This is a genomic window from Ideonella sp., assembly GCF_041918995.1.
Classification (GTDB): Bacteria; Pseudomonadota; Gammaproteobacteria; order Burkholderiales; family Burkholderiaceae_C; genus Ideonella.
In genome coordinates this window covers 84,520-110,863 of sequence record NZ_JAYRUN010000014.1, presented here as the reverse complement: position 1 = coordinate 110,863, position 26,344 = coordinate 84,520, and the positions used below count along the sequence as shown (strand labels likewise).

Annotated in this window: 27 protein-coding genes and 1 tRNA gene; 15 read left to right on the top strand and 13 right to left on the bottom strand. The window is 71.8% G+C overall.

Annotated elements, in window-relative coordinates:
• Nucleotides 1-30: 30 nt before the first annotated feature.
• Nucleotides 31-495, bottom strand: a complete 465-nt coding sequence (locus ACE3UN_RS13995) for a hypothetical protein (protein WP_374675577.1) — start codon at nt 493-495, stop codon at nt 31-33.
• Nucleotides 496-574: 79 nt separating this feature from the next.
• On the opposite strand from ACE3UN_RS13995, the gene ACE3UN_RS13990 reads away from it, so the two are divergent.
• The 11 genes from ACE3UN_RS13990 to ACE3UN_RS13940 all read left to right on the top strand — a co-directional run bounded on the left by ACE3UN_RS13990 (nt 575) and on the right by ACE3UN_RS13940 (nt 10,734).
• Nucleotides 575-2,002 (top strand): amidase, encoded by a 1,428-nt coding sequence (locus ACE3UN_RS13990; protein WP_374675576.1) that lies wholly within the window; start codon nt 575-577, stop codon nt 2,000-2,002.
• Nucleotides 1,999-3,354 carry a tetratricopeptide repeat protein gene (locus tag ACE3UN_RS13985; RefSeq protein ID WP_374675575.1) on the top strand — a complete coding sequence of 452 codons (1,356 nt, stop codon included), beginning with the start codon at nt 1,999-2,001 and terminating at the stop codon, nt 3,352-3,354. The genes ACE3UN_RS13990 and ACE3UN_RS13985 overlap by 4 nt, the downstream gene beginning before the upstream one ends.
• A gap of 55 nt (nt 3,355-3,409) precedes the next feature.
• Nucleotides 3,410-3,883, top strand: coding sequence for a GFA family protein (locus ACE3UN_RS13980; protein ID WP_374675574.1), 474 nt, complete (start codon nt 3,410-3,412; stop codon nt 3,881-3,883).
• A gap of 332 nt (nt 3,884-4,215) precedes the next feature.
• Nucleotides 4,216-5,148, top strand: a complete 933-nt coding sequence (locus ACE3UN_RS13975) for an HNH endonuclease (protein WP_374675573.1) — start codon at nt 4,216-4,218, stop codon at nt 5,146-5,148.
• Between the two features lie 103 nt (nt 5,149-5,251).
• Nucleotides 5,252-5,935: a helix-turn-helix domain-containing protein gene (locus ACE3UN_RS13970; RefSeq protein WP_374675572.1), complete on the top strand. Its 684-nt coding sequence runs from the start codon at nt 5,252-5,254 to the stop codon at nt 5,933-5,935.
• Between the two features lie 115 nt (nt 5,936-6,050).
• On the top strand, nt 6,051-6,779 hold the full coding sequence (locus ACE3UN_RS13965; RefSeq protein WP_374675571.1) for a hypothetical protein: 729 nt from the start codon (nt 6,051-6,053) through the stop codon (nt 6,777-6,779).
• A gap of 69 nt (nt 6,780-6,848) precedes the next feature.
• Nucleotides 6,849-7,151 (top strand): hypothetical protein, encoded by a 303-nt coding sequence (locus ACE3UN_RS13960; RefSeq protein ID WP_374675570.1) that lies wholly within the window; start codon nt 6,849-6,851, stop codon nt 7,149-7,151.
• Between the two features lie 9 nt (nt 7,152-7,160).
• Nucleotides 7,161-8,768: a replication endonuclease gene (locus ACE3UN_RS13955; RefSeq protein WP_374675569.1), complete on the top strand. Its 1,608-nt coding sequence runs from the start codon at nt 7,161-7,163 to the stop codon at nt 8,766-8,768.
• An 84-nt stretch (nt 8,769-8,852) separates the two neighbouring features.
• The gene (locus ACE3UN_RS13950) at nt 8,853-9,506 is read left to right on the top strand and encodes a hypothetical protein (RefSeq protein WP_374675568.1); all 654 of its coding nucleotides are present in this window, start codon (nt 8,853-8,855) and stop codon (nt 9,504-9,506) included.
• Complete coding sequence (locus tag ACE3UN_RS13945; protein ID WP_374675567.1) at nt 9,503-9,754, top strand: DUF4224 domain-containing protein; 252 nt, start codon at nt 9,503-9,505, stop codon at nt 9,752-9,754. Before ACE3UN_RS13950 ends, ACE3UN_RS13945 begins: the two co-directional genes overlap by 4 nt.
• Nucleotides 9,755-9,756: 2 nt before the next feature.
• Nucleotides 9,757-10,734 (top strand): tyrosine-type recombinase/integrase, encoded by a 978-nt coding sequence (locus ACE3UN_RS13940; protein ID WP_374675566.1) that lies wholly within the window; start codon nt 9,757-9,759, stop codon nt 10,732-10,734.
• Between the two features lie 16 nt (nt 10,735-10,750).
• Here the strand turns inward: ACE3UN_RS13940 and ACE3UN_RS13935 are convergent, their stop codons facing one another.
• The 6 genes from ACE3UN_RS13935 to rsmB all read right to left on the bottom strand — a co-directional run bounded on the left by ACE3UN_RS13935 (nt 10,751) and on the right by rsmB (nt 16,794).
• Nucleotides 10,751-11,230, bottom strand: a complete 480-nt coding sequence (locus ACE3UN_RS13935) for a DUF4145 domain-containing protein (protein ID WP_374675565.1) — start codon at nt 11,228-11,230, stop codon at nt 10,751-10,753.
• Nucleotides 11,231-11,599: 369 nt separating this feature from the next.
• Nucleotides 11,600-11,675: transfer RNA gene (locus tag ACE3UN_RS13930), tRNA-Phe, on the bottom strand.
• Between the two features lie 36 nt (nt 11,676-11,711).
• Entirely contained in the window at nt 11,712-12,512 is an 801-nt protein-coding gene (locus ACE3UN_RS13925; protein WP_374675564.1) for a response regulator, read from the bottom strand.
• 31 nt (nt 12,513-12,543) lie between these two features.
• A complete protein-coding gene (locus tag ACE3UN_RS13920; protein ID WP_374675563.1) occupies nt 12,544-14,802 on the bottom strand; it encodes an ATP-binding protein in 2,259 nt (752 codons plus the stop codon).
• Nucleotides 14,799-15,419, bottom strand: coding sequence for a DUF4390 domain-containing protein (locus tag ACE3UN_RS13915; RefSeq protein WP_374675562.1), 621 nt, complete (start codon nt 15,417-15,419; stop codon nt 14,799-14,801). The genes ACE3UN_RS13920 and ACE3UN_RS13915 overlap by 4 nt, the downstream gene beginning before the upstream one ends.
• A gap of 13 nt (nt 15,420-15,432) precedes the next feature.
• Nucleotides 15,433-16,794: a 16S rRNA (cytosine(967)-C(5))-methyltransferase RsmB gene (rsmB, locus tag ACE3UN_RS13910; RefSeq protein WP_374675561.1), complete on the bottom strand. Its 1,362-nt coding sequence runs from the start codon at nt 16,792-16,794 to the stop codon at nt 15,433-15,435.
• Nucleotides 16,795-16,914: 120 nt separating this feature from the next.
• Here rsmB and folE point away from each other — a divergent pair, with 120 nt between their 5' ends.
• Both folE and ACE3UN_RS13900 read left to right on the top strand, forming a co-directional pair.
• Nucleotides 16,915-17,685 (top strand): GTP cyclohydrolase I, encoded by a 771-nt coding sequence (gene folE, locus ACE3UN_RS13905; RefSeq protein WP_374675560.1) that lies wholly within the window; start codon nt 16,915-16,917, stop codon nt 17,683-17,685.
• Between the two features lie 7 nt (nt 17,686-17,692).
• On the top strand, nt 17,693-18,121 hold the full coding sequence (locus ACE3UN_RS13900; RefSeq protein ID WP_374675559.1) for a BLUF domain-containing protein: 429 nt from the start codon (nt 17,693-17,695) through the stop codon (nt 18,119-18,121).
• Nucleotides 18,122-18,134: 13 nt separating this feature from the next.
• On the opposite strand, the gene ACE3UN_RS13895 is transcribed toward ACE3UN_RS13900, so the two are convergent.
• The 6 genes from ACE3UN_RS13895 to ACE3UN_RS13870 all read right to left on the bottom strand — a co-directional run bounded on the left by ACE3UN_RS13895 (nt 18,135) and on the right by ACE3UN_RS13870 (nt 24,583).
• Nucleotides 18,135-18,761 carry a LemA family protein gene (locus tag ACE3UN_RS13895; protein ID WP_374675558.1) on the bottom strand — a complete coding sequence of 209 codons (627 nt, stop codon included), beginning with the start codon at nt 18,759-18,761 and terminating at the stop codon, nt 18,135-18,137.
• Entirely contained in the window at nt 18,758-19,486 is a 729-nt protein-coding gene (gene queC / locus ACE3UN_RS13890; RefSeq protein ID WP_374675557.1) for a 7-cyano-7-deazaguanine synthase QueC, read from the bottom strand. The genes ACE3UN_RS13895 and queC overlap by 4 nt, the downstream gene beginning before the upstream one ends.
• Complete coding sequence (locus ACE3UN_RS13885; RefSeq protein ID WP_374675556.1) at nt 19,476-20,096, bottom strand: N-acetyltransferase family protein; 621 nt, start codon at nt 20,094-20,096, stop codon at nt 19,476-19,478. The genes queC and ACE3UN_RS13885 overlap by 11 nt, the downstream gene beginning before the upstream one ends.
• Entirely contained in the window at nt 20,093-21,376 is a 1,284-nt protein-coding gene (locus ACE3UN_RS13880; protein ID WP_374675555.1) for a glutamate-5-semialdehyde dehydrogenase, read from the bottom strand. The genes ACE3UN_RS13885 and ACE3UN_RS13880 overlap by 4 nt, the downstream gene beginning before the upstream one ends.
• A gap of 67 nt (nt 21,377-21,443) precedes the next feature.
• A complete protein-coding gene (locus tag ACE3UN_RS13875) occupies nt 21,444-23,510 on the bottom strand; it encodes a hypothetical protein (RefSeq protein WP_374675554.1) in 2,067 nt (688 codons plus the stop codon).
• Nucleotides 23,511-23,596: 86 nt separating this feature from the next.
• Nucleotides 23,597-24,583: an AEC family transporter gene (locus tag ACE3UN_RS13870; protein ID WP_374675553.1), complete on the bottom strand. Its 987-nt coding sequence runs from the start codon at nt 24,581-24,583 to the stop codon at nt 23,597-23,599.
• 94 nt (nt 24,584-24,677) lie between these two features.
• On the opposite strand from ACE3UN_RS13870, the gene ACE3UN_RS13865 reads away from it, so the two are divergent.
• Both ACE3UN_RS13865 and ACE3UN_RS13860 read left to right on the top strand, forming a co-directional pair.
• On the top strand, nt 24,678-25,640 hold the full coding sequence (locus ACE3UN_RS13865; protein WP_374675552.1) for a ketopantoate reductase family protein: 963 nt from the start codon (nt 24,678-24,680) through the stop codon (nt 25,638-25,640).
• A 92-nt stretch (nt 25,641-25,732) separates the two neighbouring features.
• The gene (locus tag ACE3UN_RS13860; protein WP_374675551.1) at nt 25,733-26,311 is read left to right on the top strand and encodes a hypothetical protein; all 579 of its coding nucleotides are present in this window, start codon (nt 25,733-25,735) and stop codon (nt 26,309-26,311) included.
• Nucleotides 26,312-26,344: the final 33 nt, after the last annotated feature.

Below are 26,344 nucleotides of genomic sequence, written 5' to 3'. Positions count from 1 at the left end.
CGGGGCGCCCGGCGGGCGGTCCGCCGTCGCTCAGCGCGCGCCCGACACGCTGGACCGTGTGCCGCGCTGTGCGGCCGCCTCGGGCGCGGCCGGCGCCGGCGACCAGGTGCCCCAGTTCACCAGCTGGCCGTCGTTGCTGCGGTACACCTGCCAGCTGCGGTTGGCATTGATGACCCACGTGAACTCCTCGCCATAGGGCGCGCCGTTGCCGTACGAGCCCAGCACGTAGGCGCCCTTGCCGTGCGCATTGAGCCGCGCCGGGCCGCCCAGCAGGGCGTCGGTGCCGATGCAGTCGGAGTTCACCCACACGCCCTTCATGCCCGTGCGGCCCACGGGGGTGAGGCCACGGATGCTGTCGCAGTAGCCGCCATCGAGCACGATGTCGGCAGGCAGGGTGGCGTGGGCGGCCGGGGCGGCACCCACCACGGCCAGCAGCAGGGTGGCCACGGCGGCGTGGCGGGAGACCAGGGATGCGGGAGAAGAATTCGTCGACATGGCGTGCACTCCGGTGAAGCGCGGATTGTCCGAAAAGCGGACGGCCGGCGCCTGCACACTTCCATGAGAGGATGGCCCGATGCCCACGCCGCTGCATGACCTGAGCGCCATCGAACTCGGCACCGCCTATGCCGCCGGCGCGCTGTCGCCGCGCGAGGTGACCGCCGCGCTCATCGACCACATCGCCCGCTGGGAGCCGCACATCGCCGCGCTGTGGCACCACCAGCCCGACCAGGCCCTGGCCGCGGCCGAAGCCTCCGGGCAGCGCTGGCGGCGCGGCGAGGCGCTGGGCCCGCTGGACGGCGTGCCGGTGACGCTCAAGGAGAACATCGCCACGCGCGGCATGCCGGTGCCGCTGGGCTGTGCCGCCACCGAGCTGGTGCCAGCGGCCGCCGACGCCCCACCCGCCGCGCGCCTGCGCGAGGCCGGCTGCGTGCTGCTGGGCAAGACCACCATGCCGGACTGGGGCATGCTGTCGTCCGGCCTGTCCAGCTTCCACCGGCTGAGCCGCAACCCGTGGGACACGCGGCTGAACCCGGGCGGCTCCAGCGCCGGCGCCGCCGCCGCCGCCGCCGCCGGCTACGGCCCGCTGCACCTGGGCACCGACATCGGCGGCTCGATCCGCCTGCCCGCCCACTGGTGCGGCATCGTCGGCTTCAAGCCCAGCTGGGGGCGGGTGCCCATCGCCCCCACCTACGCCGGCCGCGTGGCCGGGCCCATGGCGCGCAGCGTGGCGGACGCCGCGCTGGCCATGTCGGCGCTGAGCCGGCCTGACCCGCGCGACGCCACTGCGCTGCCCGCGCAGTCCATCGACTGGCGCGCGTTGGAGCTCCCCGACGCGCGGGGCCTGCGCCTGGGCGTGTGGCTGGACGCGGGCTGGGGCAGCCCGCTTCAGCCCGCGGTGCGCGATGCGGTGCTCGCCGCGGCAGCGGCCTTCGAGGCCGCCGGCGCGACGCTGGTGCCGGTGGGGCCCTTCACCACCCGCGCCATGATCGACGGCCTGGACCGCTTCTGGCGCATGCGCTCGTGGCTGGACTACCGCCAGCTGCCACCCGAGCGCCAGGCGCGGGTGCTGCCGTACATCCGCCAGTGGATCGCGCGCGGCGAGCAGCTCAGCGGCGAGGACGTGTTCACCGGCTACAGCCAGATGCTGGCCCTGCGCGACGCCGGCCAGGCGGTGATGCAGGGGCTGCACGGTCTGCTCTCGCCGGTGAGCCCGGACGTGGCCTTTCCGGCCACCCAGGCCAGCCCGCTGGACGACCCCGAGCGGCCCTTCGAGCACATCGCCTACACGGTGCCCTTCAACTTCAGCGAGCAGCCCGCCATCGCGGTGCCGGCGGGCGTGTCGCCGCAGGGCCTGCCCATCGGCCTGCAGATCGCCGGGCACCGCCACGACGACCTGGGCGTGCTGCGCCTGGCGCGGTGGTGGGAGTGCCTGCGCCCTGCCCTGCCGGCCTGGCCCGCGCCCCCGGCGCGTGACGGGGCATCCGCTACATTGCGCCCATGACGTCGCCGACGGAATCGACCCGGCTCGTGGACCCCCGGGGCAACCGCCTGGGCACCGCCTCGCACGAGGCGGCCGACCGCGTCGAGTCCGCGCTGTGGCGCATGATGAGCTTCTACGACGCGCCCATCGCCGACCTGGCGGCGGCGCGCGAGGCCGACCCGCGCTGGGCGCTGCCCGCCACATTGCTGGCCGGCCACCTGCTGGCCCAGGGAGAGCCCGGCCATGCGCAGGCGGCCCGCGCGCTGCTGGACGAGGCCGAGCCGCTGCTGGCCGGCGCACCCGAGCGGGAACAGGCCCACCACGCCGCCCTGTGCGCCCTGGCCGACGGCCGCTGGCAGCAGGCTGCCCGCGCCTGGGGCGAGCTGCTGCTGGACCATCCGCGCGATGCCCTGGCCCTGCACTGGGCGCATGCCTGCGACCTGGCGCTGGGGGAGACCGCCGCCCTGCGGCTGCGCCCCGCCCGCGTGCTGCCCGAGTGGGACGAGGCCGACCCGCTCCACCCCTGCGTGCTGGGCCTCTACGCCTTCGGCCTGGCCGAAGGCCACCTGTACCCTCAGGCCGAGGAAGCCGGCCGCCGCGCCCTGGCCGGCGATGCGCGCGTGCCCTGGGCCGTGCTGGCGGTGGCCCAGGTGATGGACCGGCTCGGCCGTTTCGAGGACGGCGCCGCCTGGCTGCGCCAGCACCAGCCGGGCTGGGCCGACGGCAACGACTTCGCCACCCACCTGTGGTGGCAGATGGCGCTGTTCCGCCTGGAGGCGCTGGACCTGCCCGGCGTGCACCGCCTAATCGACGCACACCTCAGCGGCGCCGCGCTGCGCACGGCGCGCGAGCGGCTGGACGCCGTCTCGCTGCTGTGGCGCATGCACCTGCTGCAGGAGGACGTGGGCGCGCGCTTCACCGAGCTGCTGCGCGACTGGCCACTGGACGACAGCCACGCCGGCCACCACGCGCTGGTGGACCTGCACGTGCTGCTCGCCCTGCTCGGCGCCAGCGAGATGGTGCGCGCCGAAACCTGGGTGGCCCGCTGCGCCGAACGCGCCATGTCGCCCGAGGACGCCCGCCGCAGCAACCACGCCGTGGCCCGCGAGGTGGGCTTGCCCATGATGCGCGGCCTGCTCGCCCAGGCCCGCGGCGACGCCGACGCGGCGGTCACCGCCCTGCACGGCGCCCGCCCCCAGGCCTGGCGCCTGGGCGGCAGCCACGCCCAGCGCGAGCTCATCGACCAGACGCTGCTGGCCGCCAGCGCGGCCGCCCACCACCGTGCCGTGGGCCGCGCCCTGCTCAACGAACGCCGCATGGCCAAGCCCCTGACGCCCCTCACCCGTCACTGGGTCGAGAGAATGGGGGCCTAGGCAGCGCGTCGGCACCGCGCCGGCGCTGCCCCCACCACCGCCGAGGAGGGCCGCCATGCTGCTCGAGGGATCCTGCCATTGCCGGGCCGTGCGCTTCCGCGTCGAGTCGCACGAGCCCGTGCCCTTCCTGCGCTGCTACTGCTCGATCTGCCGCAAGACCGCCGGCACCGGCGGCTTCGCCATCAACCTCGGCGCCGACCACACGACGCTGAAGGTGGAGGGCATGGCCCATGTCGCGGTCTACCGCGCGACGATGGACGACGGGCGCCAGAGCACCGGCCACCGCCACTTCTGCCGGCAGTGCGGCACCGCCCTGTGGCTGTGGGACCCCACCTGGCCGGACCTGGTGCACCCGCACGCCGGTGCCATCGACACGCCGCTGCCCACGCCGCCCTCGGTGACGCACATGATGCTCGGCTCCAAGGCGGGCTGGGTGCAGGTACACGCCGAGGCGGGCGACGTCTGCGTCGACGCCTATCCGGACGAATCGCTGGCGCAATGGCACCGGCGCCATGGCGTGGAGAGCTAGCGAGGCCGCCACCCAAGGCCGACCGGCGAGGCGCGGAGTGCATCGTCCACGGGCGCAAAAAAGCCCGCTCGGTGGCGGGCTGATTTGCGGTACCAGGTGCTTGTCGCACTTGGTTTTTATCTTGGTGGCCTGGGGCGGAATCGAACCACCGACACGCGGATTTTCAATGTCCCCTCGGAGCTTGGGCGATCAAGCACTTAGCTGCAGCTCCGCCTCCACGATCGGCTGGCTTTCGGCACTCATGCCCTACGGGAAGCTCCCCCTTCACTCGCGTGGTTTTGTAGACCACTCTCCGAGCTACGAACGCGACAGTGCACAGGCGAGGCGGAGCAATGCGCTACTGGTGGGTGAACCAAAACCAGACCTATCAACATGAGGTGCCAGGCGGCTACCTTTGGTCTCCGAAGACGATCAAGGGCGGACGAAGGCACTATTTCTACGACACGATGACTCAGGCGTTGCCTGGAGACGTTGTCTTCTCCTTTTCGGACACCTACATCAGAGCGATTGGGGTGGTGCAGACTGCTGTCGCTACTGCTCCGCGGCCAACCGAGTTCGGCAGTGCCGGCGCTGTGTGGGCCGATGAGGGGTGGTTCCTTGCCGTTGAGTTCACTGAGCTGACAAGCCCAATCCGCCCGAAGGAGCACATTGCGTTGCTGCGCCCACTGCTGCCAGGGCACTACTCACCGCTTCAAGCCAACGGGAACGGCAATCAGGTTGTCTACCTCACCGAGCTTCCTGATCCACTTGCTAGCGCTCTAGCTAAGCTCATCGGCCCCGAGTTCGAGAGCGCAGTCAAGAGAGGTCAATCGACCGACCGTGACGCCGAGGACGATCAAGCAGAGCGCGTCCTAGAAGCGCGTAAAGACATTAGTGCAACGCAGAAGCTGCAGTTGACCAAGGCACGCCGCGGACAAGGCCTGTTCCGGTCACGGGTCGAACTGATTGAGTCTGCCTGCAGGCTCACCGGAGTCGCTGAGCATTCGCACCTAAGAGCCAGCCACATCAAGCCATGGCGCATGGCAACCGATTCGGAAAAGCTCGATGGAAACAATGGGCTGATGCTTGCCCCACACATCGACCACCTCTTCGATCAGGGGTTCATATCGTTCGCTGACGAGGGTGGCTTGCTTGTATCGCCGCAGCTCAGCGATGCGATTCAATCGGCATGGTCTGTTAGCCAGCCAGCGGTGCCTAAGCCCTTCAATGCCCTCCAGCGTGTGTACCTTGACTTCCACAGAAGGACAATCTACCGAGCGCTCTAGGGCAGCAAGTCACCTTGGCGGGGGCTTGGCTAGGAGTCGGTGGGCAGCGCGGTGACAATGCATGCTTGCGTTGCCCATGTGACGCGCGTACCCCTAGGCAACGATGGTGCAGACGCCAAAGTCAGAGACGCCCGACCGACAAGCCAATTCGGCCGACACCAGTGACGCTGCGATCGGTCGCCGGCTTCGCGAAGCTCGCGATTCCAGAGGGTTCACGCAGCAGCAGGTCAGCGCTCGGTCGAAGCTGATCGACCCAGAGGAGAAGGGCGTTTCGCGAACAGCACTCATCGGGTACGAGGCAGGAACCTCTAGGCCGGGCACACGAGAGCTTCGCATCCTCTGCGAGACGCTGCATGTCACTCCCAATGTTTTGATCTACGGATCAGAGCAACCGTTCCAAGCCTCCCATGTGGCGCTTGAGGGCCTTCGCGACCGCCGTCGCCAGCTCATTCAAGCCCTTCAAGTCGCGTTTGTCGTCATGGCCCTTCGCGACCATGAAAAGGACGCACTGTTGAGCGTTGCCCTTTCCCTCGGCGGGCATCACCTCGGTGATGAAAGACTCTCCGGACTTCGAGGAATGGCCCTCCTGCTGTCAACCAGTGTTGAAGGCGAGATTCGCTCGTTCTTCGAGGGCGTGTCAGATACAGAGTTCGACGCAATGCCCCTCTCCGAGATCGCGCAACGCCTCTCCCGCCAGCTGAGCATGAACATCGGGACTCGCCTGAGGTTCGACGAGGATGGCGACATCATCGGTGGCGAGCAGACGTACCCTGACCCCGAAGGCTAGCAAGGAGCGTAGCGCCAAAAGTTTATAAACTCGACATTGCTGTCGAGTTGGTGTACCTTTTGGGTAAAAACTCCGTATAGTTGCTCTGTCAAGTACAGCAACTTACGGAGTCTTAATGTTCGACTTTTCGAGTCTGTGTCTCTCGCCGGATCAATGCCGGGCGGCCCGCAGCTACTTCGGATGGCCGCAGGCCCGTGCCGCCGAAGAAAGCGGCCTCCCCATCCATAAGCTGAAGCGCTTCGAGGCAGGGAACTACATCCCTGACAGCGAATTCCTCGAAGCCCTGCGCACCTTCTACGAGTCGCGCGGCTTCACCTTCGACGACACCCCCGCACCGGGCGCGAGCGCCAAGAGCGCCGGCCAGGTCTTCCCCGCGGGCGTCGTCGGCGACGCCCCGGCCGCAGATGGTGCCAAGCGCTACCGCGAGCGGGCCGGCGCTGCCCGTGTCCACCACATGCGCATTGCCCTGCAGGACGAGGGCGAAATGGGCCGTGCCCTCGATCTGATCGAGGACAACGAAGAGAAGCTGGCTGAGCTGCTGCGCACCCCCATCGAAAGCGGGTTCTTCGGCCTCTCCGAGGGCACCAAGGCCCGGCACGCCGAAGCGGTGCGCCTGCTGGCGGAAAACGGCATGCTCTTCGCGCGCCTCTTCGGCCGCGAGCTGGGCGGAAAACCGGCCGTCAAGGCGCTGCACGAACCCCAGGAAGCCACCACCACGGGTGACCTGCTGCGCGCGCTCCAAGCCGACGCGCATCTTGTGGCAGCCGGCGACCCCGACGCCAAAGAGCGCCGGAAGGCTCGCAAGCCTGCCGCCAGCCTCGCCGAAGCCCTCGGCCTGAACTGATCCACGCCACCCCGGGAGGGGCTAGCGCACCGCATTCGCCGGCCCTCCCACCGATTGGGAACCCTCGCCATGAACGCCACGTTCAGTCGCGCCGCCGCATGGGCCGCGCCCCTCTTCTCTCACCTCCATGCGCGCCAACATGGCAGCGGCAAGCAGACCCACAAGCTGCCGCCGATGCCCTGCGTGCTCTGGCTGCCTGACTACTGCGCATATGTGCGCTCGGTGAACCTGCTCAATGCCAGCTTCACCACCAGCAGCCATGCGGAAGGCGCGATGCGCCTCGCCGAAGACCAAGCGCACGCCGTGGGACAAGACCTCATCGCCACGACCGGCGTTCGGGTCCAGTTGCGCGCCTTCAACCGCAACCACTGAAGGGCCGCCATGCAGACCACCCCTCAGACCATTCCTGCGCACCTGCCGCGCTTGGCCGCCCGCTACGACCTGTCAAGCGAAGACCTGGGCGATCTGGCCGAGCGCTGTGCCGCGCGGGTGCAGCGCCTGGCCGATCTGTGGGCGCACGCCGACACGCCCCCGAGCCAGGTGATGCGCACCCTGCGCCGCACGGCGAAGCGGCATGGCATCTACATGCCGCACAAGGAGGGCGCCGCCGAGTGCATCAACCGCATGTGCGACTCGGCTTGGTGGCGCCGCGCCCTGCGCAAGCGGTTCCGCGCCGTCGAGCTGCACGCCATCCAAACCGGCGCGGTGCATCGCCGCGCGTCCCCCTATGTGTCAGCGAAGGCTCTTCGACGCCATGAGCTGAACGCCTCGCGCCTGGCGGCACAAATGGACGGCCTCGAAGCCATCAACCAGACCACCGGCGAAGCGGTGCCCATGACGGAGCTGATCGAGGCGAGCCTCGCGAACCCGGCGAACCGCCGTGCGGCCCTCATGGCGCGGATCAAGGGCATCGAAGCCAGCGCGCTCGCCAAGGGGCATGTCGGCCTGTTCCTCACTATCACCTGCCCCAGCCGCATGCATGCCCGCCACGCCAAGAGCGGGGCCGCCAATGAGGCGTATGACGGCACTTACCCCGGGAAGGCCCATGCCTACCTGGGGCACGTGTGGGGAAGGGCCACGCGCCGTGCGGCGCACCTCGGCTTGATCGGCTACGGACTGCGCGTTGTCGAGCCACATCACGATGCGTGCCCGCACTGGCACCTTCTGGTGTTCACCCCGGCCGACCAGGCCGACGCCTACGCCGCAAACCTGCGCGCCTACGCGCTGGCGGATAGCCCTGATGAAGCCGGCGCGCAAGAACGCCGCTTCACCGTCGAGCGCATCGACCCGGCCAAGGGCAGCGCCGTGGGCTACGTGGCGAAGTACGTCTCGAAGAGCATCGACGGCGAAGGCGTCGAGGGCGACACCGAAAGCGACAGCGATGGCCGCAGCGCCGCCCGTCGCCAGGTCGCATGGGCGCGTACCTGGGGCATCCGTCAGTTTCAGTTCTTCGGCGTGCCCCCAATCACGCCCACGCGGGAGCTGTACCGCGTCAGCGCAAAGGGCTTGCCCGGCAAAGCACTGCCCGAGCTGCACCAGGCCTGCAAGGCCAACGACTACGCCGCTTGGCTGGCTGCGGTGGAGGCCCACGGGCTGCGCTTGGGGGTGGACTACACCGAGCGCGACAGCACGCGCTACCGCGGCGAGGTCACCAAGGCCATCAGCGGCCTCACGGTCGAGGGCGGCGACCTGGCGCAGCCGCTTTCGCTCACCACGCGCTGCGACACCTGGCGGATCGAGCCGCGCTCCAAGGTGCAGCCGCCCCCTTCGGAGCCCGCCGGCGCAGCCGGCGTCTTCTCCCCTTGGACTCGATTCAATAACTCCGCACCCATTGATGCGAAAGGACTTTTCCCGCGCAACGCACGGCGGGCGAAGTCTGAAGAGGGGGAGGAAAGGAACGAGACAGCGGTGAGAGGAAGTGTCCTGCACCGGGCACCGCTACCCGGTGCAGGACGAGGCGATTGGGAATCAGCCAGGCCGGCAGCTTAGCCGCTCGCCGAGCGCAGGCAAGAACCTTGATAAGGCGAACCCGTGTTGAACCGACTCCCCCGACAGGTGCCCCGACTGTCGACCATGCTGGAAGACCTGGGCAACCCGACCGCGCAGCAGCTTGCGCGAGCGCTTGGAGTGACCACGCGCACCGTGCAGCGCTGGCACGCCCTGGGCGAAGCGCCACGCCCCGCCATGCTGGCCCTCTTCTGGCTGACCCGTTGGGGGCGCTCGCAGGTGCACTGCGATGCCGTCAACGACGCAGCAGTGCAAGCGGGCCTGGCGAAGGCGCTACAGCGCCAGGTCGACGAGCTGCGGCGGCAGGTCGAGCACCTGCGCCGCATCGGCGACTTCGGCGCCGCCAACGACCCGGCGTCCTCGTACCGGCCGCCGCCGGTGCCCACACCTGATCCGCCCGGCGCAACCGCCGCTGCCACCCTAGTTCCCCCGGAAAACCTCGCTGAACCGACCAAAGAAACCATGCCGATTACCCAGAACAACCGCACGCGGTGCCGCCGTATACGTAACGTGGAGGAACCGGCCCGAAAGGTTCGGGCCAAGCGTTGGCAGACTTCCTGCGGCTTCCGACTGATCCGGGTCTACACGGCCGATCACAACGCCGGCCTATGGGTGACCCACATCGCACGCAAGCGTCGGGAGTGGGTCCGAGCGCCGGGCGGCAAGCGCTTTGCGCTGCGCGCGCGCCGACTCAAGCTCACCGAGGGCCGCAGCGCATGAGCTCGATGTTCCTCACGCCCGAAGAGCTGACCGAGCTGACCGGCTTCAAGCAGACCAAGGGGCACATCCGCTGGCTCGACCGCTACCGCTGGGCCTATGCGCTGTCGCGTACCGAGCAGCCTCGTGTCGCACGCGACTACTACCTGCAGCGAATGGGCCTGCGCCGCCATGGACCCAGCGAAGCCGAACAGGCTCGCCAGGCCGCGAGCCTGCAGGAACCCGACTTCTCCGCACTCGACCGACTCTGAACATGGGCCGCAAGCGCACCACCAACAAGGGCCTTCCGCGGGGCCTACAGCTGAAGAACGGGCGGTACTACCACGTGACCACCGTGGCGCCGCGCAAGTGGACTTCCCTGGGGCCAGACCGTGCGAAGGCGCTGCTGGAGTGGGCGAAGCTGGAAGGCACAGAGCCTGACCGGAGCGTGAAGACCTTCGACGTGGTCGCGCAGCGCTACGAGCTGGAGGTGATCCCCACGAAGGCCCGCCGCACGCAGATCGACAACTTGAAAGAGCTGGCACGCCTACGCGCCGTCTTCGGCCGCGTGCTGGTGGAGGCGATCAAGCCGCACCACGTGCGCGCCTACCTCGACAAGCGCGGGCAGACGGCCAAGGCGCGTGCGAACCGCGAGAAGGCCTTGCTAAGCCATGTGATCAACAAGGCCCGCGAATGGGGCTATACCGATGCGCCGAATCCCTGCCAAGGAGTGAAGGGCTTCAAGGAGTCGGGACGGGACCGCTATGTAAGCGACGCGGAGTTCCGGGCGGTGTGGGACAAGGCGGACCAGACCCTGCGCGACGCGATGGACCTCGCACTGCTGACCGGCCAGCGGCCGGCGGATGTACTCAAGATCAAGCGCGAAGACCTGCGCGACGGCGCGCTGTGGATCGTCCAGAACAAGACCGGCACGAAGCGCGCCATCGAGCTGACCGGCGAGCTGGCGAAGCTCATCGAGCGCATCAACGCCAGGCCGCGGGACCGCCTGAGCGCATTCCTCGTTCAGGACGACGATGGGCGGCCCCTGGGCACCTTCGGCCTGCGCTCACGCTTCGACAAGGCCAGGTCGCGGGCAGGGGTGGACTTTCAGTTTCGAGACATTCGAGCTAAGACGGCAAGCGACACCGGCGACTTGGCGCACTCTCAGCAACTACTGGGGCACAAGAAGCGCGATATGACTGAGCACTATGTCCGAGAACGAATCGGGCAGCGGGTCGCGCCTCTGCGGTGACTGGCACCCCTCGACACTACATGTGCCCTTTTTGTTCTGCCTTCTTCGCTTCGGCCAGAGCAGCCATTCTGCCGAGTCTCTCCTTCTTCTGCGCACGAGCCACATACCACTCTTGATCCAGTAGGTGGATGAGGTCTAGCAGTTGAAGAGCTTCGCCGGGCTCAATGTCGACGATGACATTGATGTCGCGCTCAGGATGAGCACCAATGTTGCCCACGCTCTTAACCGCCATCATCGCCGCGTACACGTCGGGGTCGCACTTCGGCTCAATTTCTCTCAGTTCATCTACCAAGCGCGACTTGGAGACGCCCCAGAAGTCTCGGATCATCCCTTGCAAGGCGCGCCGCGCAAGGGTCGCGGAAGCCTTGGGGCTGAGGCTCCGAATCAGGTAGGCCTCTCGATAATCCTCCTGCACACCTTCAGGGACCGACTTGGACAGGGGAGCAGCCGTGGACGGCAAGAAAGTGAAGGAACCAATGCCGGCAGGACGGTCCAAGTCGAATTCGACTCCGTCCGCGTACCTGTTCCCTCCCATCCCCGCATACTTGATCGACCCGTGGTAGGCGTAGACAGAGAGAACGTGCTCGCGACACTTTGCGTTTGGGCACCTGACCAACTCCGACATACCGAGGAAGCCGTCGTCTTCCTTCTCCTTGCCTTCACTCGTTCGAGCCCAGAGCGCCCACTCCTGACGCATGAGGTCGGCGCGGGATAGGGTTGAGTGATGCCCGCACACTGGGCACGTCCAGTTTTCTCGTTGGCTCAATCGACCCCCTTTGTAGAAGCTGGAGCTGATTGTAGAAAAGCCCCGGGTAGCGAACTACACGGGGCTTCTACGCAAGTGCTTGTCAGCACTCGGAAATCTTGGTGGCCTGGGGCGGAATCGAACCACCGACACGCGGATTTTCAATCCGCTGCTCTACCAACTGAGCTACCAGGCCGTAAAGCGCGAGAGTATAGCACGCGCTGGTGGGGTGTCACGCGCCGTTGCCGCGGCGGTTGCGGGTGAGGTCCACGCCGAGCTGCTTGAGCTTGCGGTACAGGTGGGTGCGCTCCAGGCCGGTCTTCTCGGCCACGCGCGTCATGCTGCCGTTCTCGCGCGCCAGGTGGAACTCGAAGTAGCTCTTCTCGAAGGCGTCGCGCGCCTCGCGCAGCGGGCGGTCGAGGTCGAAGCTCTGCTCGGCGCGCGGGCCCATGTCCACGGCAAGGGCGGACATGCCGTAGGCGTGGCCCAGGCCGTTGTCCACCGTGACCACCGTCTCGCTCAGGCCCACCACCACGGGCCCGCCGTGGCCGTGGTGCGCCGGCGCGTGGTGGCCGTTGGGGTAGGCCGGCGCGTAGCTGGCGGGGTGGCCGCCGTGCAGCGGCGCCATGGCCGGCGCGGGCGCCGCGGGCGCGGCCGGCGCCCGGGCGGGCGTGCGGGCCAGGGCCTGCTCCACCGCGCGCAGCAGCTTCTGCAGCGTGATGGGCTTTTCCAGGAAGGCGATGGCGCCGTACTTGGTGGCCTCCACCGCGGTGTCGATGGTGCCGTGGCCGCTCATCATGATGACGGGCATGCTGAGCTGGCCGCTGGCGCCCCACTCCTTGAGCAGGGTGATCCCGTCGACGTCGGGCATCCAGATGTCCAGCAGCACCAGGTCCGGACGCAGGCGCTCGCGCACGGCGCGCGCCTGCGCGGCGTTCTCGGCCAGCTCGATGCTGTGGCCTTCGTCGGTGAGGATTTCCGACAAGAGGGCGCGGATGCCCATCTCGTCGTCCACTACAAGAATCGTTGCCATGGGGTGTGGGCGGATCGCCGGGACGGGCTCGTCAGGCCGCTGTCGTGGGGGCGTCCGCGCGGGGTCCCTGTTCGCTGAAGCTGGAAAATGATAGCGAAACCTGCGCACCGCCCGGCGTGTCGGCGCCCGGGCGTGCAGGCAGGTTGACGATGCGCACATGGGCACCATGCTCGTCGGCGATCTTCTTGACGACCGCCAGCCCCAGGCCGGTGCCCTTGCTCTTGGTGGTCACGTAGGGCTCGAAGGCCCGCTTGACCACCTTGTCGGCAAAGCCGGGCCCATTGTCCGCCACCTTCAGCCGTACCACGCGCGGGCGGCCGTCGGGGTGTCTCTCGAGCTCGGTGCTGAGCAGCACCTGGGCATCGTCGCGGCCGGTGCAGGCGTCCAGCGCGTTCTGCACCAGGTTGTGGATGACCTGGCGCAGCTGGGTCGGATCCCCGCGCAGGGCGGGCAGCGCCGGCTCGCAGCGCGACCGGAGGCAGCCGCTCTCCTGCGCGTCGCCGTACAGCGCCAGCACCTCGCCGACCAGGGCGTTCAGGTCCACCGGCTGCAGCTGCGCCGCGGGCAGGCGCGCGTAGTCGCGGAACTCGTTGACCAGCTGCTTCATCGCCTGCACCTGCGCCACGATGGTGGCCACCGAGCGCGCGAGCATGGCCTGGTCGGCGGGCTCGGCCAGCTTGGCCTCGAGCTTGTGCTGCAGCCGCTCGGCCGAGAGCTGGATGGGCGTGAGCGGGTTCTTGATCTCGTGCGCCAGGCGGCGGGCCACCTCGCCCCAGGCCGCGGTGCGCTGGGCCGACACCACCTCGGTGATGTCGTCGAACACCATCAGCCGGGCCCGGCCCGGCAGGCCGGCGCCGCGCACCAGCAGCGTGGTGGGGCTGTCGTCGCGGTCGTTCAGGCGCAGCTCGAACGCGTCCTGCCAGTGGTCGCGCTCGCCGTCCTCTGGGGCGTCGCGGTGCTGGTCGTAGCGCTGCCACACCGCCTCGGCGAATTCGGCCAGCCCGGGCACGTCGCCCAGCGGCCGGCCGACGTAGGCGGACATGGGCGCACGCAGGATGCGCGTGGCGCCGGGGTTGACCGTGTCGATGCGCCGCTCGCGGTCGAACACGATGACGCCGGCGGTCAGGTTGTCCAGAATGGTCTGCAGCCGCGTGCGGGCGCTGTCCAGCTGGCGCAGGCTGGCCTCGGCCTGGCCGCGTGCGCTGCTGAGCTGGTCGGTCATGTCGGCGAAGCTGCGCGTCAGGCCGCCGATCTCGTCACGCGAGGCGAACACCGGCTTGGCGGTCAGGTCGCCCGCGGCCACCTGGCGCACACCCTCGGCCAGCATCAGCAGCGGCCGCGCCAGCTGGTTGCCCAGCACCACCGCCAGCAGCACCGCGCCGAACACCGACAGCACCAGCGACAGCGTGAGCGTGCCGATGTACATGCGGCGCAGCCCCTCGCGCGCGAGGATGCGCTGCTGGTAGTCGCGGTAGGCCGCCTGCACGATGAGCGCATTGCCCGTCAGCGCCACGGGCAGCGGCTGCACCACCATGAGCAGGCGCTCGGGATCCGCCAGCGACAGGCTGGCCGACGGGATGGTGGCCAGTGCGCGCACCCGTGCGGCCTGGCCGGCGGCCTGCGCGCTCTCGTCCTCCAGGCCCTCGATGCGGCTGGCCACACGCTGCGTGCGCACCGCCCGCAGCAGCATGGCGTCGGGCCGCTCGGTGTCCAGCATGGGCCGCGCCGCGGCGGTGACCTGCACGCGGCCGTCGGCCGCCAGCACCGCCACCTCCAGCGCGCCCAGCTGCTCGCGCAGGCGCTCCAGCGCCAGGGTGTTCACGCCGCCCGGCACCGCCAGGCGCTCGGCCGCGGTGCGGGTCTTGAGCTCCAGGTCGGTGGCCAGCGCGGCCAGGGTGTCGCGCCCCAGCGTCAGGCCGGCGTCCAGCGCGCGCTCCACCCGGGTGTCGAACCAGGCCTCGATGCTGCGCGAGACGAACTGGTAGCTCACGGTGTAGATGAGCGCGCCGGGCAGCACGCCCACCAGCGCGAAGATCCCCGCCAGCTTCAGCAGCAGCCGGCTGCCGAACTTGCGCTGGCGAAAGCGCAGCAGCAGCCGCGCGCCGGCCACGCCGATGAACAGCACCAGCACGGTGGCCACCGCGGCGTTCACCCAGAACAGCCACACGAAGTGCTGCTCGAAGCGGCTGGGCCCCTGCGCCAGCAGCGACAGCACGAACGCCAGCACCAGGCCCAGCCCGGCGGCCACGAACAGCGCCAGGCCCCAGCCCCAGCGGGACAGCAGCTTCACTCGATGCGCACCCGGCGTTGCACCGACAGCTGCCAGTCCGCCTGGGCGGCCAGATCGAGCTGCATGGGACGCGGCAGCTGGTTGTCGTCCAGCCGGTAGCTGAACTCGAGGTAGTAGCGCTCGCCGGCCTCCAGCTGGTCGAGATCGGCCACCTTCCAGCGCGCCGCCCGCGAGGCGACGGCCAGCGCCTCCTCGGCGGTGGCGAAGCTCTGGCTGAGCGTGCCGAAGCCCACGCGCCAGCTGGACGTGAGCGGCTGGTACGACAGCCGCCAGGTGCGCGTGACCCGGGCCACGCGCTCGTCGCGCCAGTACCAGCGCGAGCGGTACAGCGTGGCCTGGGCGACGAAGTAGATGGGCACGCCGCGCTGCATGGCGTCCTCGACCGCCTTGCTCAGGCCCGGGCGGGCGACGAAGTCGAGCAGGAGCTCGCCGTCGGCGCGCGACACCTCGAAGGTGCTCAGCTCGACGCCCTGGGCATGGGCCGGCCCGGGCAGGCCGACGCCCGCCAGCACGGCCAGCGCCACCGCGAGCGCCAGCGCCCAGCCTCTGCACCGCCGTCCCGCCACGCGGGCGGCAGCGGGGGCCGCAAGGGCGAAGGCCAGGACAGCGCGGGTCACGGTGGGCGGGGGGTCAGGGCTTGTGCAGCAGGGCGTAGAAGAACCCGTCGGCCAGCGCGGCGTCGGGGTTCTGCCGGTCATTGTCGGCCAGGGGCAGCAGGTGCCCCGGCGAGTCCTTGGCCACCCGGGGCCCATCGGGCGTGGCGCGTTGCAAAAATGCGTCGATCTGGCCGCGGCCCTCCGCCTGGAAGAGCGAGCACGTGGCGTAGAGCAGACGCCCGCCCGGCTTGAGCAGCGGCCACAGGGCCTCCAGCAGCTCGGCCTGGGTGCGCGCCAGGGCGCTCACGTCCTCCGGCCGGCGCAGCCAGCGGATGTCGGGGTGCCGGCGCACGATGCCCGACGCCGTGCACGGGGCGTCCAGCAGGATGGCGTCGAAGGGCTCGCCGTCCCACCAGGTGGCGGTCTGGCGGGCGTCGGCCGCCCGGGTGGCCACGCCGGGGCCGGCCAGTCCCAGGCGGCGCAGGGTCTCGTCCACCTTGGCCAGGCGGTTGGGGTCGGCGTCCAGGGCCAGCAGGTGCAGGTCCGGGCGGCGCTCCAGCAGGTGCGCCGTCTTGCCGCCCGGGGCGGCGCAGGCGTCCAGCACGCGGGCGCCGTCGGCCAGCGGCGGCGCGTCGTCCAGCAGCAGGGGCGCGGCCAGCTGGGCCGCCAGGTCCTGCACCGACACCTCGCCGGCGCTGAAGCCGGGCAGGCGGTCCACCGGGCAGGGCTCCGTCAGGATCACGGCCTGCTCCCACCCCGCACCGTCCACCGCCCGGGCGCGCAGGCCGGCCGCCGCCAGGCGCTCCAGGTAGAGCGCCCGGCTCACCCGGCGGGTGTTCACGCGCAGCACCATGGGCGGCCGCTGCTGGGCCTGGGCGAGCAGCGCCTGCCACTGCGTGGGCCAGTCGTGGCGCAGGCGCTGCACCCACCAGTCGGGGTGGTTCCAGGCGCCCAGGGGCTGGCGCCCGGCCTGCGCCACCACGGCCTCGCGCTCGCGGATGAAGCGCCGCAGCACCGCATTGATGAAGCCGGCGGCCGCGGGCACCTTGTGGCGGGCGGCCGTGACGGCCTGGTCCACCAGGGTGTGGTCGGGGTAGGGCGGGGCCTCGTCGGGCCACAGCAGGGCCAGCGCGCTGGTGAGCAGTGCGTCCACCACCGGCGGGGGCGTGCGCGGCGCCAGGTGCTCGCGCGCCGCCGCGGCCGAGCCCCAGCGACGCAGCACGGCGAAGGCCAGGGCCTGGGTGCCCGGGCGCGCGGGCGGCGGGCAGGCCGCCAGGGCATCGGTGAGCGAGCGGCCGGCGCGCACGGCGGCCACCACGTCGGCGGTCAGCTCCAGCAGGCGGGACAGCGGCGGCGAGCCGGGCGTGCCGGCGCCCGGCGAGGAAGAGGTGTTCACCCGGGTCAGTCTAGGCTACCCGTCAAGCCGCCAGCAGGATCGGCCGCGGCGCCCCACAATGCGGGTTCTTCGGCAGAGTCTGTCCTGGACAAGCCGCACTTGACCCGAGAGGCACCCCCGATGCCCCCGACCGCCCCGTCCCCCGCTTCCGCCTCCTCGCCCGTCGACACCGGCCGCACCGGCGCGCTCATCCTGCACGAGGCGGACCTGGCCCGCCTGCCGGCGTCAGAGCGCATCCGCTACCGGCTGGTCGGTGCGGACCGGCGCTACCACGCCAACGACAACATCTCGGCCTTCATCCACGACGGTGAGCTGGAGGAGCTCAAGGCCGAGGTGGCCGAGAAGATGGGCGAGGTGCTGAAGTCGCTGGTGATCGACACCGACAGCGACCACAACACGCAGAACACCGCCCGGCGCGTGGCCAAGATGTTCATCGACGAAGTGTTCCGCGGCCGCTACCAGCCCATGCCGGCGGTGACCGAGTTCCCCAACATCTCGCGCCTGAACGAGCTGATGATCGTGGGGCCCATCACCGTGCGCAGCGCCTGCTCGCACCACATGTGCCCCATCCTCGGGCGGCTGTGGATCGGCGTGCTGCCCAACGAGCACTCCAACCTCATCGGCCTGAGCAAGTACGCCCGCATCGCCGACTGGATCATGACCCGTCCGCAGATCCAGGAGGAGGCCGTGATCATGCTGGCCGATGCGCTGCAGGACCGCGTGAAGCCCGACGGCCTGGCCATCGTGATGGAAGCCGACCACTTCTGCATGCAGTGGCGCGGCGTGAAGGACAACGACTCGGCCATGACCAACAGCGTCATGCGCGGCGCGTTCCTGAAGGACGCCAACCTGCGGCGCGAGTTCCTGGCGCTGCTGACCAAGAAGACCTGAGGCCCCCATGCTCGTGCGACTCACCTATGCCAGCCGGGCGGCCCAGCCGCTGGACCCGGAGGAGCTGGCCCACATCGCGCGCCAGTCCCGTGCCCACAACCTGCAACACGGCGTCACCGGCGTGCTGTGCCAGTCGGGTGACCTGTTCCTGCAGGTGCTCGAGGGCGGGCGCGACGCGGTCAACCGGCTGTACAACCGCATCGCGCGGGACGGCCGCCACGCCGAGGTGACGCTGCTGGCCTACGAGGAGATCACCGAGCGGCGCTTTGCCGGCTGGGCGATGGGCCAGGTGAACCTGGCGCGCCTGAACCCGGGCCTGCTGCTGAAGTACTCCGAGAAGCCCACGCTCGACCCCTACGCGATCACCGGCCGTGCGGCCACGGCGCTGTTCGAGGAACTGGTGGCCACCGCGGCCATCGTCTGCCCCGGCGGCTGAGCGCCGCCCCGCGCTAGAGCCCCGGCGCCGGGCGCATGCCGAACAGTCGCGCCACGACGCGGGTGGGGAACTCCTGCACCGCGGTGCTGTAGGCCCGCGCCGCGTCGCTGAACAGCGTGCGCGCGTAGGCCAGGCGCGGCGCGAGCTCGGCCAGCTGGCGCAGCAGGGGTTGCACCTCCTCGCTGTCGCGCAGTTCGGCCCGCTGCTCCACCAGGGCCTGCAGCCGGGCCAGCGGCGACGCCAGCGCGGCCTCGGCCACCACCCATTCCATCAGCGCGCTGGCCAGCGACGGCCTGGCGCGCACCGCCTGCGCCGCCTCGCGCTGCCGGGTGTCGGCGGCGGCCAGCGCCGCGAGCGTGCCGGCCTCGTCGGCCAGGGGGCCCTGCAGCGCCACCAGCAGCGGATCGATCAGCCCGCTGCGGCGTGCCAGCAGCTCGTCGATCTGGGCCCAGGCGGCCCCCACCGCGCCGCGCAGCCGCACCAGCCGGTTGTAGGCGCCCACCACCCAGAACAGCCCCACCAGCACCACGCCGGCACGCAGCAGCCAGGGGCCCCAGCCGCGCCACACCACCTCGTCGGCGCCAAAGGCCGCCGCCGAGGCCGCCACCGCCGCCGAAGCGGCCAGGTCGATCTCGTTCATGCGGCGCCGGCGCCCGCCGCGACCCAGGCCGCATGGCCCGCGGCGCGCAGCTCGCACGCCGGGCAGTGGCCGCAGCCGTGGCCCCAGGCGTGGCGCTGGCCACGCTCGCCCAGGTAGCAGGTGTGGGTGTGCTCGGCCACCAGCGCGTTCAGCGGCGCGCCGCCCAGCTCATCGGCCAGGGCCCAGGTCTGCGCCTTGGTCAGGAACATGAGCGGCGTGTCCAGCGTCATGGGGGTGTCCAGCCCCAGCGACAGGGCCACCTGCAGCGCCTTGAGCGTGTTGTCGCGGCAGTCGGGGTAGCCGGAGTAGTCGGTCTCGCACATGCCACCCACCAGCACCGACAGGCCGCGCCGGTAGGCCAGCGCCGCCGCGGCGGTGAGGAACAGCAGGTTGCGGCCGGGCACGAAGGTGTTCGGCAGGCCGTTGGCCTGCATCTCGATGGCGCGCTCGGTCGTGAGCGCGCTGTCGCCCAGGCGGGCCAGCAGCGGCAGCTCCAGCACGTGGTCGTCGCCCAGGCGGCCGCCCCAGCCGGGGAACTGCGCGGCGATCTCGCGGCGCACGGTCTGCCGGCAGTCCAGCTCGATGCGGTGGCGCTGGCCGTAGTCGAAGCCCAGCGTCTCCACCCGGGCGTAGCGCTGCAGCGCCCAGGCCAGGCAGACGGTGGAATCCTGCCCGCCGGAGAACAGCACCAGGGCCCCGCGGGGGTCGTTCCAGTCATGCGCCATGGGGCGCTCCTTCCTTGTCGTCGTCATCGGCGCCCTGGCCGACATCCCAGCCGGGCGCCAGCCGCGCCACCACGGGCGGCGCCGGCAGCGGCTCGGGCGGCGCCGCCTGCTCACGCGGGGCACCCGGCTGCAGTGCCCGCTGCACCCAGGCCACGTCGTGCCAGCGGCCCAGCTTGTGGCCGGCCTCGCGGTAGGTGCCCACCGGCTCGAAGCCGAGGGCACGGTGCAGGCCCTCGCTGGCCGGGTGCGGCAGGGTGATGCCGGCGTACGCGCTGCGAAAGCCCTGCGCCGCCAGCACCTGCAGCAGCGCCGTGTACAGGCGCCGGCCCAGCCCCTGCCCCCAGTGCGCCCGGTGCAGGTAGATGCTGGTGGCCACCGACCAGCGGTAGCAGGGCCGCTGGGCGAAGGCGCCGGCGTAGGCATAGCCGGCCACCTCGCCGGCCCGCTCGATCACCAGCCAGGGGTGGGCGGGCAGCGTGCGCGCCAGCCGGGCCGCCATCTCCGCCGCATCCGGCGGCTGCAGCTCGAAGGTCACGGCGGTGCCGGTCACGCAGGGTGCATACACCGCGGCCAGCGCGCGCGCGTCCTCGGGCCGCGCCAGGCGGATCACGCCCGGATCTCCCCCTGGCCGAGCACGACCCACTTCATGGAGGTCAGGCCCTCCAGGCCCACCGGGCCGCGGGCGTGGAACTTGTCGGTGGAGATGCCGATCTCCGCGCCCAGGCCGTATTCGAAGCCGTCCGCGAACCGGGTGCTGGCGTTCACCATGACGCTGGCCGAATCCACCTCGCGCAGGAAGCGCATGGCGCTCGGGTGGTGGGTGGTGAGGATGGCGTCGGTGTGGTGCGAGCCATACCGGTTGATGTGGGCGATCGCCTCGTCCAGGCTGGCCACCACCTTGACGCTGATGATGGGCGCCAGGTACTCGGTGGACCAGTCGGCCTCGGTGGCCGGCACCACCCGGGCGCCGGGCACGGCACGCAACAGCGCCGCGGCCGCCGGGTCGCAGCGCATCTCCACGCCCTTGGTGGCGAACACCGCGCCGATGCGCGGCAGGAAGTCCGGCGCGCTGGCCGCATGCACCAGCAGCGATTCGGTGGCGTTGCAGGGGCTGTACTTCTGGGTCTTGGCGTTCTCGGTGACCACCAGCGCCTGCGCGATGTCCACCTCGGCATCGACGTAGGTGTGGCAGTTGCCGTCCAGGTGCTTGATGACCGGCACGCGCGCCTCCGCGGCGATGCGCTCGATCAGGCCCTTGCCGCCCCGCGGGATGACCACGTCGACGAACTCGGGCATTGCAATGAGGCGGCCGACGGCAGCGCGGTCGGTGGTCTCCACCAGCTGCACCGCCTGGGCGGGCAGCCCGGCGTCGGCCAGCGCCTGCTGCACCACGCGCCACAGCGCGAGGTTGGAGTGGATGGCCTCGGAGCCGCCACGCAGGATGCAGGCGTTGCCGCTCTTGATGGCGAGCGAGGCGGCCTCGATGGTGACGTTGGGCCGGCTCTCGTAGACCATGCCGAACACGCCCAGCGGCACGCGCATCTGGCCCACGCTGATGCCGGTGGGGCGGCGCTTGACGCCGGTGATCTCGCCGATCGGGTCGGGCATGGCGGCCAGCTGCTCGCAGCCCTGCGCCACCGTCTCGATGACAGCCGGGGTCAGGCGCAGGCGGTCCACCATCGGCGCGGCCAGGCCCGCCGCCTCGGCCGCGGTGATGTCGCGTGCGTTGGCCCCGGCCAGCGCCGGGCCGTCGGCGCGCAGGCGGCGCGCCAGCGCCGTGAGCGCGGCGTCCTTGGCACGGGTGCCGGCGCGGGCCATGACCGTGCTGGCGTCGCGTGCGGCGGCGCCCAGGTGCGCCATGTAGGCGGGAATGTCGTCGTGCGGGCTCATGCGGGAATTGTCCCCGAAGCGCCCGCGCGGCGCCGGCCCTGCGCCGGGGGCCGGCCGCTGGCGCACGCTAGAGCAGGTAGGCCGCCGCCCGACGCAGGCGGGCCTCGGCCTCGCCGTAGGCACCGGCGCGTTGCTCGGCACGCGCGGCCGCCAGCTCGGCCTCCACCAGCAGGCGGGCCAGCAGCGGCGCCGCTTCCGGCCGCGCCGCATCGGGCGACTGCCGCCACATGGACCGCACCGCCTCGAAGCGCTCGGGTTCCCCGGCCTCCGCCTGCATCAGGGCCAGCGAGGTGAGGGCCTGGGCGCGCTCGGTGCCGCGCAGGGCGTCCGCGGCGGTGGCCAGCTGCGCGGTGGCCTGGTGCAGCTCGGTCGTGCCCAGGGGCCCCACCCGCGCGGCGAACTCGCGCAGCTCGTCGGCCTGGCGCGCGGCACCGCCGTGCTGGCCCCAGGCCCGCAGGGCGTCGGCCAGCAGGCGTTCGCCGCGGGCCCGCTCGCCCAGCAGCACGCTGGCGCGGGCGCGCAGCCCCTGCAGCTGCAGCACCGCCCGCGGGCTGCGCGCCTGGCTGCTGAGCGAATCTAGCTGCCCGCCCAGCGAGCGCGCGGCGGGCCAGCGCCCCAGGCGCGCATGCCGCGCGAGCTGCGCCACGAGCAGGTCGCCCGTGTGCACCAGCCAGTCGTCGATGGCGGCCTGGCGCTGCGTGCGGTCGGCCACGCCCTTGAGCGCCTCGCCGGCGTCCGCCAGCAGCGCCAGCGCGAGGGAATCGGGCATGCCCTCGTGCTGCGCCAGCACGGTGGCCACCCGGCCCACCAGGGCCGCCCGCGCGGCGGGCGACTCCACCGCCTGCAGCGACTGGCGCAGCAGGACCACGCCCCGATCGAGGGTGGCCCCGCGCTGCTCGCCCAGGGCCCAGGCCGCCAGCAGCACCTCGGCGCGCTGCGACAGGGCGGCGACGGCCGGATCACCGCTGCGCGCGGCGTGCTGGCGCAGCGCCGCCAGCACCTCCCGCGCGCGGGCGGCCTGGCCGAACTCGGCCAGCTGCTCGGCCAGCGCCGCCGTGAGCGAGGCCTGCACCGCCGCGGGCAAGGGCGGCGGCGTGGCGGCGGGCGCCCCCTCCGGCGGCGCGGCCGGGCCGGCCGGGCGCGCGGCGCCGCCCAGCAGCGCCGGGGTGGCGCCCGGGGCGGCCGGCGCGGCCCCCTGGGCCTGGGCCACCGCCTGCGCCAGCGGCAGCACCCGGCCCTGGCTGCGCTCGGCCTCGGCCAGGCGCAGCAGCGATTCACCCTCGCGCAGGTCGTCCGCAGCGGCCGGCGCGGACGCTGCCCCCGCGACGGCCGAGGCCTCGGCCAGCGCGGCGGGCGCGTCCACCGTGGCCAGCACGCGGTCGATCATCTGCACCGACTCGCCGTGGCCAGGGGCCGGCAGCGCGGGCGACGACATGCGGCCGAGCACGAACGCCAGGCCGGCGACGCCCACCAGCGCGACGGCGGCCAAGCCGCCCCGCCGCCGCGGGCGCGCAGGGGCGGCGGCAGGCGGCAGGTCGCGCGCGGGCGCCCGGGTGTCCGGGCGATCGGTGCCGGTCGCCGGGACGGCCGGGCGCGGGGCGCCGGGCCCGGGCAGGTCGGCGGCATCGCCGTGCAGGTCGAAAGACAGCGTCGACGGGTCGTCGTCGGGCAGGGCGATCACCCGCGCGCCGGCCACCCGCCGTTCGGCCACCGGGACGTCGGGGGTGTCCGGTACCTCGGGGGCCTCGGGGGCCTCGGGGGCCTCCTCCTCGGGCGCCGCGGTCGGGGCCCAGCCGCGGGTGTCGTCCGCCGGATCACGGGGCGGCGCGGCCGGGCCGGGGGCCGGCGCCGCGGCGGGCCGCAGTGGCTGCACCGGCTGCACCTCCACCTGCAGCCCGGCCTGGGCCAGCTGGTGTTCGGTCTTGCGGGCGCGCGCCTCGTCCACCGAGCGGCGCACCTGCACCACGGGGGCCTGGCGCAAGGTGGTCACGATGCGCCGCGCCTGCTCCGGGGTGAGCCCGGAGCGGGCCACCATGCGCCGACCCGCCTCTTCCACGGCCAGCCCGCCCGGCAGACGCACATAGACGTCGAACAGGGGAGCGGCGCAGTCCGGCGTGGCAGATCGCGGGTCCATGGTGGGCGAGGCAGGGGAACGGGCGATTCTTCCACGCCCCCCATGGCGCGCGCCCTCCGGGGCGACCCCCGCCCGGCGCCAGGGTGTTAGCGGTTGAAACCGTGCAGCAACGCCAGCCAGCCCGGCGCCGTCATCACGAAAGCCAGCGTGGACATGACGTTGACCGCCGTGGTCTCCGCCTCCAGTGCCCGGTAGCGCTGGGAGAACATCAGGGCGTTGGTGCCCGCCGGCAGCGCGGCCAGCATGACCACGATGTCCAGCGGCAGGCCGCGCAGCCCGAACACCCCGGCCGCCACCGCCCACACCAGCGCCGGCTGCACCACCAGCTTGAGCAGCGTGAGCCCCAGGGCACCGCGCAGCGAGCGCGGCAGGCCCATGTACGCCAGCGACATGCCGATGAGCGTCAGGCACAGCGGCACCACCGCGCTGCCCAGCACCTGCAGCACCTCGTCCACCGCCGTGGGCAGCGGCACGCCGGTGGCCTGCCAGGCCATGCCCGCCAGCACCGGCAGCACCACCGGGTGGATGACCGTGTTGCGCAGCGTGGACAGCAGCACCGGTGCCAGCCGCGCACGGCCTGCCGCCCCCTGGGACCGGTCGTGCGCCAGGTCCAGCTCGACCACCGTGGTGATGACCAGCAGCAGGATCAGGGCGTGCACGCTCACCAGCGCCAGGTGCAGCCCGAGCCCGGTCTCGCCGAACACGCCGGCCACCAGCGGGATGCCGATCTGCAGCGAGTTGCCGAAGGCCACGGTGATGGCGCGCACCGCCGGCCCGGCCACCGGCAGGCCGCGCTCGGCGCGGCGCCAGCGCTGCGCCGCGTAGTGCAGCAGCATGAAGGCCACCACCGGCACGAAGAAGGCCGCCACCATGGGCCACGGCAGCGCCGCCGGGTCCAGCCGTGCGGTGGTGCGAAAGAACAGCGCGGGGGCGAAGATGAAGAAGGCGGCGTTGGACAGCACGCGCGCGGGCTCCAGCTCCGGCGGGCCCAGCCAGCGCAGCCGCCCCACCAGGTAGCCCAGCCCGACGATCAGCACGATCGCCAGCAGCTTGTTCGCGATCACGGCCGACATGGCCCCATGATGCCGCCCGGGCAGCGCCGCGGCCATGTGGAAGGGCACATGCGGCCGTCCGGAAGAAGCTGCTAGGCGCTGCTAAGGTGCCGCCATGGACACACATGCTTTCGAGGGCCCGGTGGGCGTGATGGGCACGGGCGCCGTGGGCGGCTACTACGGCGCCATGCTGGCGCGGGCCGGCGTGCCGGTGGTCTTCATCGGCCGGCCGGCCCAGGTGGCCCGGCTGCGCGACGACGGCCTGCGTCTGCAGACCGCCGCCTGGGACGAGCGCCAGCGCGTGACCGCCAGCGACGAGCCCACCGCCCTGGCGCCGTGCCGGCTGGTGCTGGTGTGCGTGAAGTCGGGCGACACCGAGGCCGCCGCGGCGCAGCTGGCCCCGGTGCTGGCGCCGGGCACGGTGGTGCTGAGCCTGCAGAACGGCGTGGACAACGCGGAGCGGCTGGCCGCGGCACTGCCCGCCTGCACGGTGGCCCCGGCGGTGGTGTACGTGGCGGCCGAGCTGGCCGCCCCCGACCATGTGCGCCACCACGGCCGCGGCGAGCTCGTGCTGGCCCGCTGGGCCGCGCGCGGCGGCGTCCCCACGGCCGAGGCGGTGCAGGCGCTGTGCGCGCGGGCCGGCGTGCCCGTGCAGCTGGCCGAGGACGTGCGTGCCGCGCTGTGGAGCAAGCTGGTGCTCAACTGCGCCTACAACGCGCTGTCGGCCATCACGCGGCTGCCGTACGGCCGCCTGGTGCAAGGCGCCGGGGTGGGCGAGGTCATGCGGGACGTGGTGGCCGAATGTCAGGCGGTGGCCGCGGCGGCCGGGGTGGTGCTGCCGGACCCGTGGCCCGCCGTGGAGCGCATCGCCGCCACCATGCCGGGCCAGTACTCGTCCACCGCCCAGGACCTGATGCGCGGCAAGCCCAGCGAGATCGAGCACCTGAACGGCCACGTGGTGCGCCTGGGCGAGCGGCTGGGCGTGCCCGTGCCGGTCAACCGCACCCTGCTGGCGCTGGTGCGGCTGATCGAATCGCCACCGCCCGGCGCGGCGGCAGCCGGCACGCGGGCCGGGTAGCATCGCGCCCGCGCGCCGTCGCCCTTCGCGACGCGTGTCGCATCACCGTCACCCGGGCGCATCCGGCGCCCGAACTCCAGGGAGCCTTCTTCATGACCACCCGTCACCTGCTGGCCGCCGCCGTGCTGGCCGCCCTCGCCCACTCCGCCGCCTTCGCCGACGGCCTGCGCCCCGTGGTGGGCTTCTCCCTCACCGGCGGCGGCAAGACGCTGCTGAAGGTGGAGACCGAGGACGACGGCGAGCAGCGCGTGTCCAGCGGCGGGCTGGTGCACCTGTTCGGCGGGCTGGAGTACCAGGCGCCGGAGTCGCCCTTGAGCTTCCAGTTCAACGTCGGCTACCACGTCGACGGCATCGGCGCCGAGAACGGTGACGCCAACTTCAGCCGCGTGCCGGTGGAACTGCTGGCCTTCTGGCACGTGGACCCCGCCGTGCGCCTGGGCGGCGGCGTGCGCAAGGCCACCGGCTCGCGCTTCACCAGCTCCGGGGCGGCCGACGTGGGCGACTTCAACATGCGCTCCACCGTGGGCTTCGTCCTGCAGGCCGAGTACCTGTTCCCGGGCGGCGCCACCGCGTTCGCCCGCTACGTGGACGAAAGCTACAAGAGCAACCGGCTGGTGGGTGGCGAGGTGAGCGGCAACCACGCCGCCGTGGGCATGGCCTACCGCTTCTGACGCGGCCACCGGGCGGCCGGCGGCGCGGCCGGA

Bases quoted from the DNA above. Each gene is read 5' to 3' on its own strand.
- ACE3UN_RS13995 (WP_374675577.1), bottom strand. From the start codon at position 495: ATGTCGACGAATTCTTCTCCCGCATCCCTGGTCTCCCGCCACGCCGCC.
- ACE3UN_RS13990 (WP_374675576.1), top strand. From the start codon at position 575: ATGCCCACGCCGCTGCATGACCTGAGCGCCATCGAACTCGGCACCGCC.
- ACE3UN_RS13985 (WP_374675575.1), top strand. From the start codon at position 1,999: ATGACGTCGCCGACGGAATCGACCCGGCTCGTGGACCCCCGGGGCAAC.
- ACE3UN_RS13980 (WP_374675574.1), top strand. From the start codon at position 3,410: ATGCTGCTCGAGGGATCCTGCCATTGCCGGGCCGTGCGCTTCCGCGTC.
- ACE3UN_RS13975 (WP_374675573.1), top strand. From the start codon at position 4,216: ATGCGCTACTGGTGGGTGAACCAAAACCAGACCTATCAACATGAGGTG.
- ACE3UN_RS13970 (WP_374675572.1), top strand. From the start codon at position 5,252: ATGGTGCAGACGCCAAAGTCAGAGACGCCCGACCGACAAGCCAATTCG.
- ACE3UN_RS13965 (WP_374675571.1), top strand. From the start codon at position 6,051: ATGTTCGACTTTTCGAGTCTGTGTCTCTCGCCGGATCAATGCCGGGCG.
- ACE3UN_RS13960 (WP_374675570.1), top strand. From the start codon at position 6,849: ATGAACGCCACGTTCAGTCGCGCCGCCGCATGGGCCGCGCCCCTCTTC.
- ACE3UN_RS13955 (WP_374675569.1), top strand. From the start codon at position 7,161: ATGCAGACCACCCCTCAGACCATTCCTGCGCACCTGCCGCGCTTGGCC.
- ACE3UN_RS13950 (WP_374675568.1), top strand. From the start codon at position 8,853: ATGCTGGAAGACCTGGGCAACCCGACCGCGCAGCAGCTTGCGCGAGCG.
- ACE3UN_RS13945 (WP_374675567.1), top strand. From the start codon at position 9,503: ATGAGCTCGATGTTCCTCACGCCCGAAGAGCTGACCGAGCTGACCGGC.
- ACE3UN_RS13940 (WP_374675566.1), top strand. From the start codon at position 9,757: ATGGGCCGCAAGCGCACCACCAACAAGGGCCTTCCGCGGGGCCTACAG.
- ACE3UN_RS13925 (WP_374675564.1), bottom strand. From the start codon at position 12,512: ATGGCAACGATTCTTGTAGTGGACGACGAGATGGGCATCCGCGCCCTC.
- folE (WP_374675560.1), top strand. From the start codon at position 16,915: ATGCCCCCGACCGCCCCGTCCCCCGCTTCCGCCTCCTCGCCCGTCGAC.
- ACE3UN_RS13900 (WP_374675559.1), top strand. From the start codon at position 17,693: ATGCTCGTGCGACTCACCTATGCCAGCCGGGCGGCCCAGCCGCTGGAC.
- ACE3UN_RS13895 (WP_374675558.1), bottom strand. From the start codon at position 18,761: ATGAACGAGATCGACCTGGCCGCTTCGGCGGCGGTGGCGGCCTCGGCG.
- queC (WP_374675557.1), bottom strand. From the start codon at position 19,486: ATGGCGCATGACTGGAACGACCCCCGCGGGGCCCTGGTGCTGTTCTCC.
- ACE3UN_RS13880 (WP_374675555.1), bottom strand. From the start codon at position 21,376: ATGAGCCCGCACGACGACATTCCCGCCTACATGGCGCACCTGGGCGCC.
- ACE3UN_RS13875 (WP_374675554.1), bottom strand. From the start codon at position 23,510: ATGGACCCGCGATCTGCCACGCCGGACTGCGCCGCTCCCCTGTTCGAC.
- ACE3UN_RS13870 (WP_374675553.1), bottom strand. From the start codon at position 24,583: ATGTCGGCCGTGATCGCGAACAAGCTGCTGGCGATCGTGCTGATCGTC.
- ACE3UN_RS13865 (WP_374675552.1), top strand. From the start codon at position 24,678: ATGGACACACATGCTTTCGAGGGCCCGGTGGGCGTGATGGGCACGGGC.
- ACE3UN_RS13860 (WP_374675551.1), top strand. From the start codon at position 25,733: ATGACCACCCGTCACCTGCTGGCCGCCGCCGTGCTGGCCGCCCTCGCC.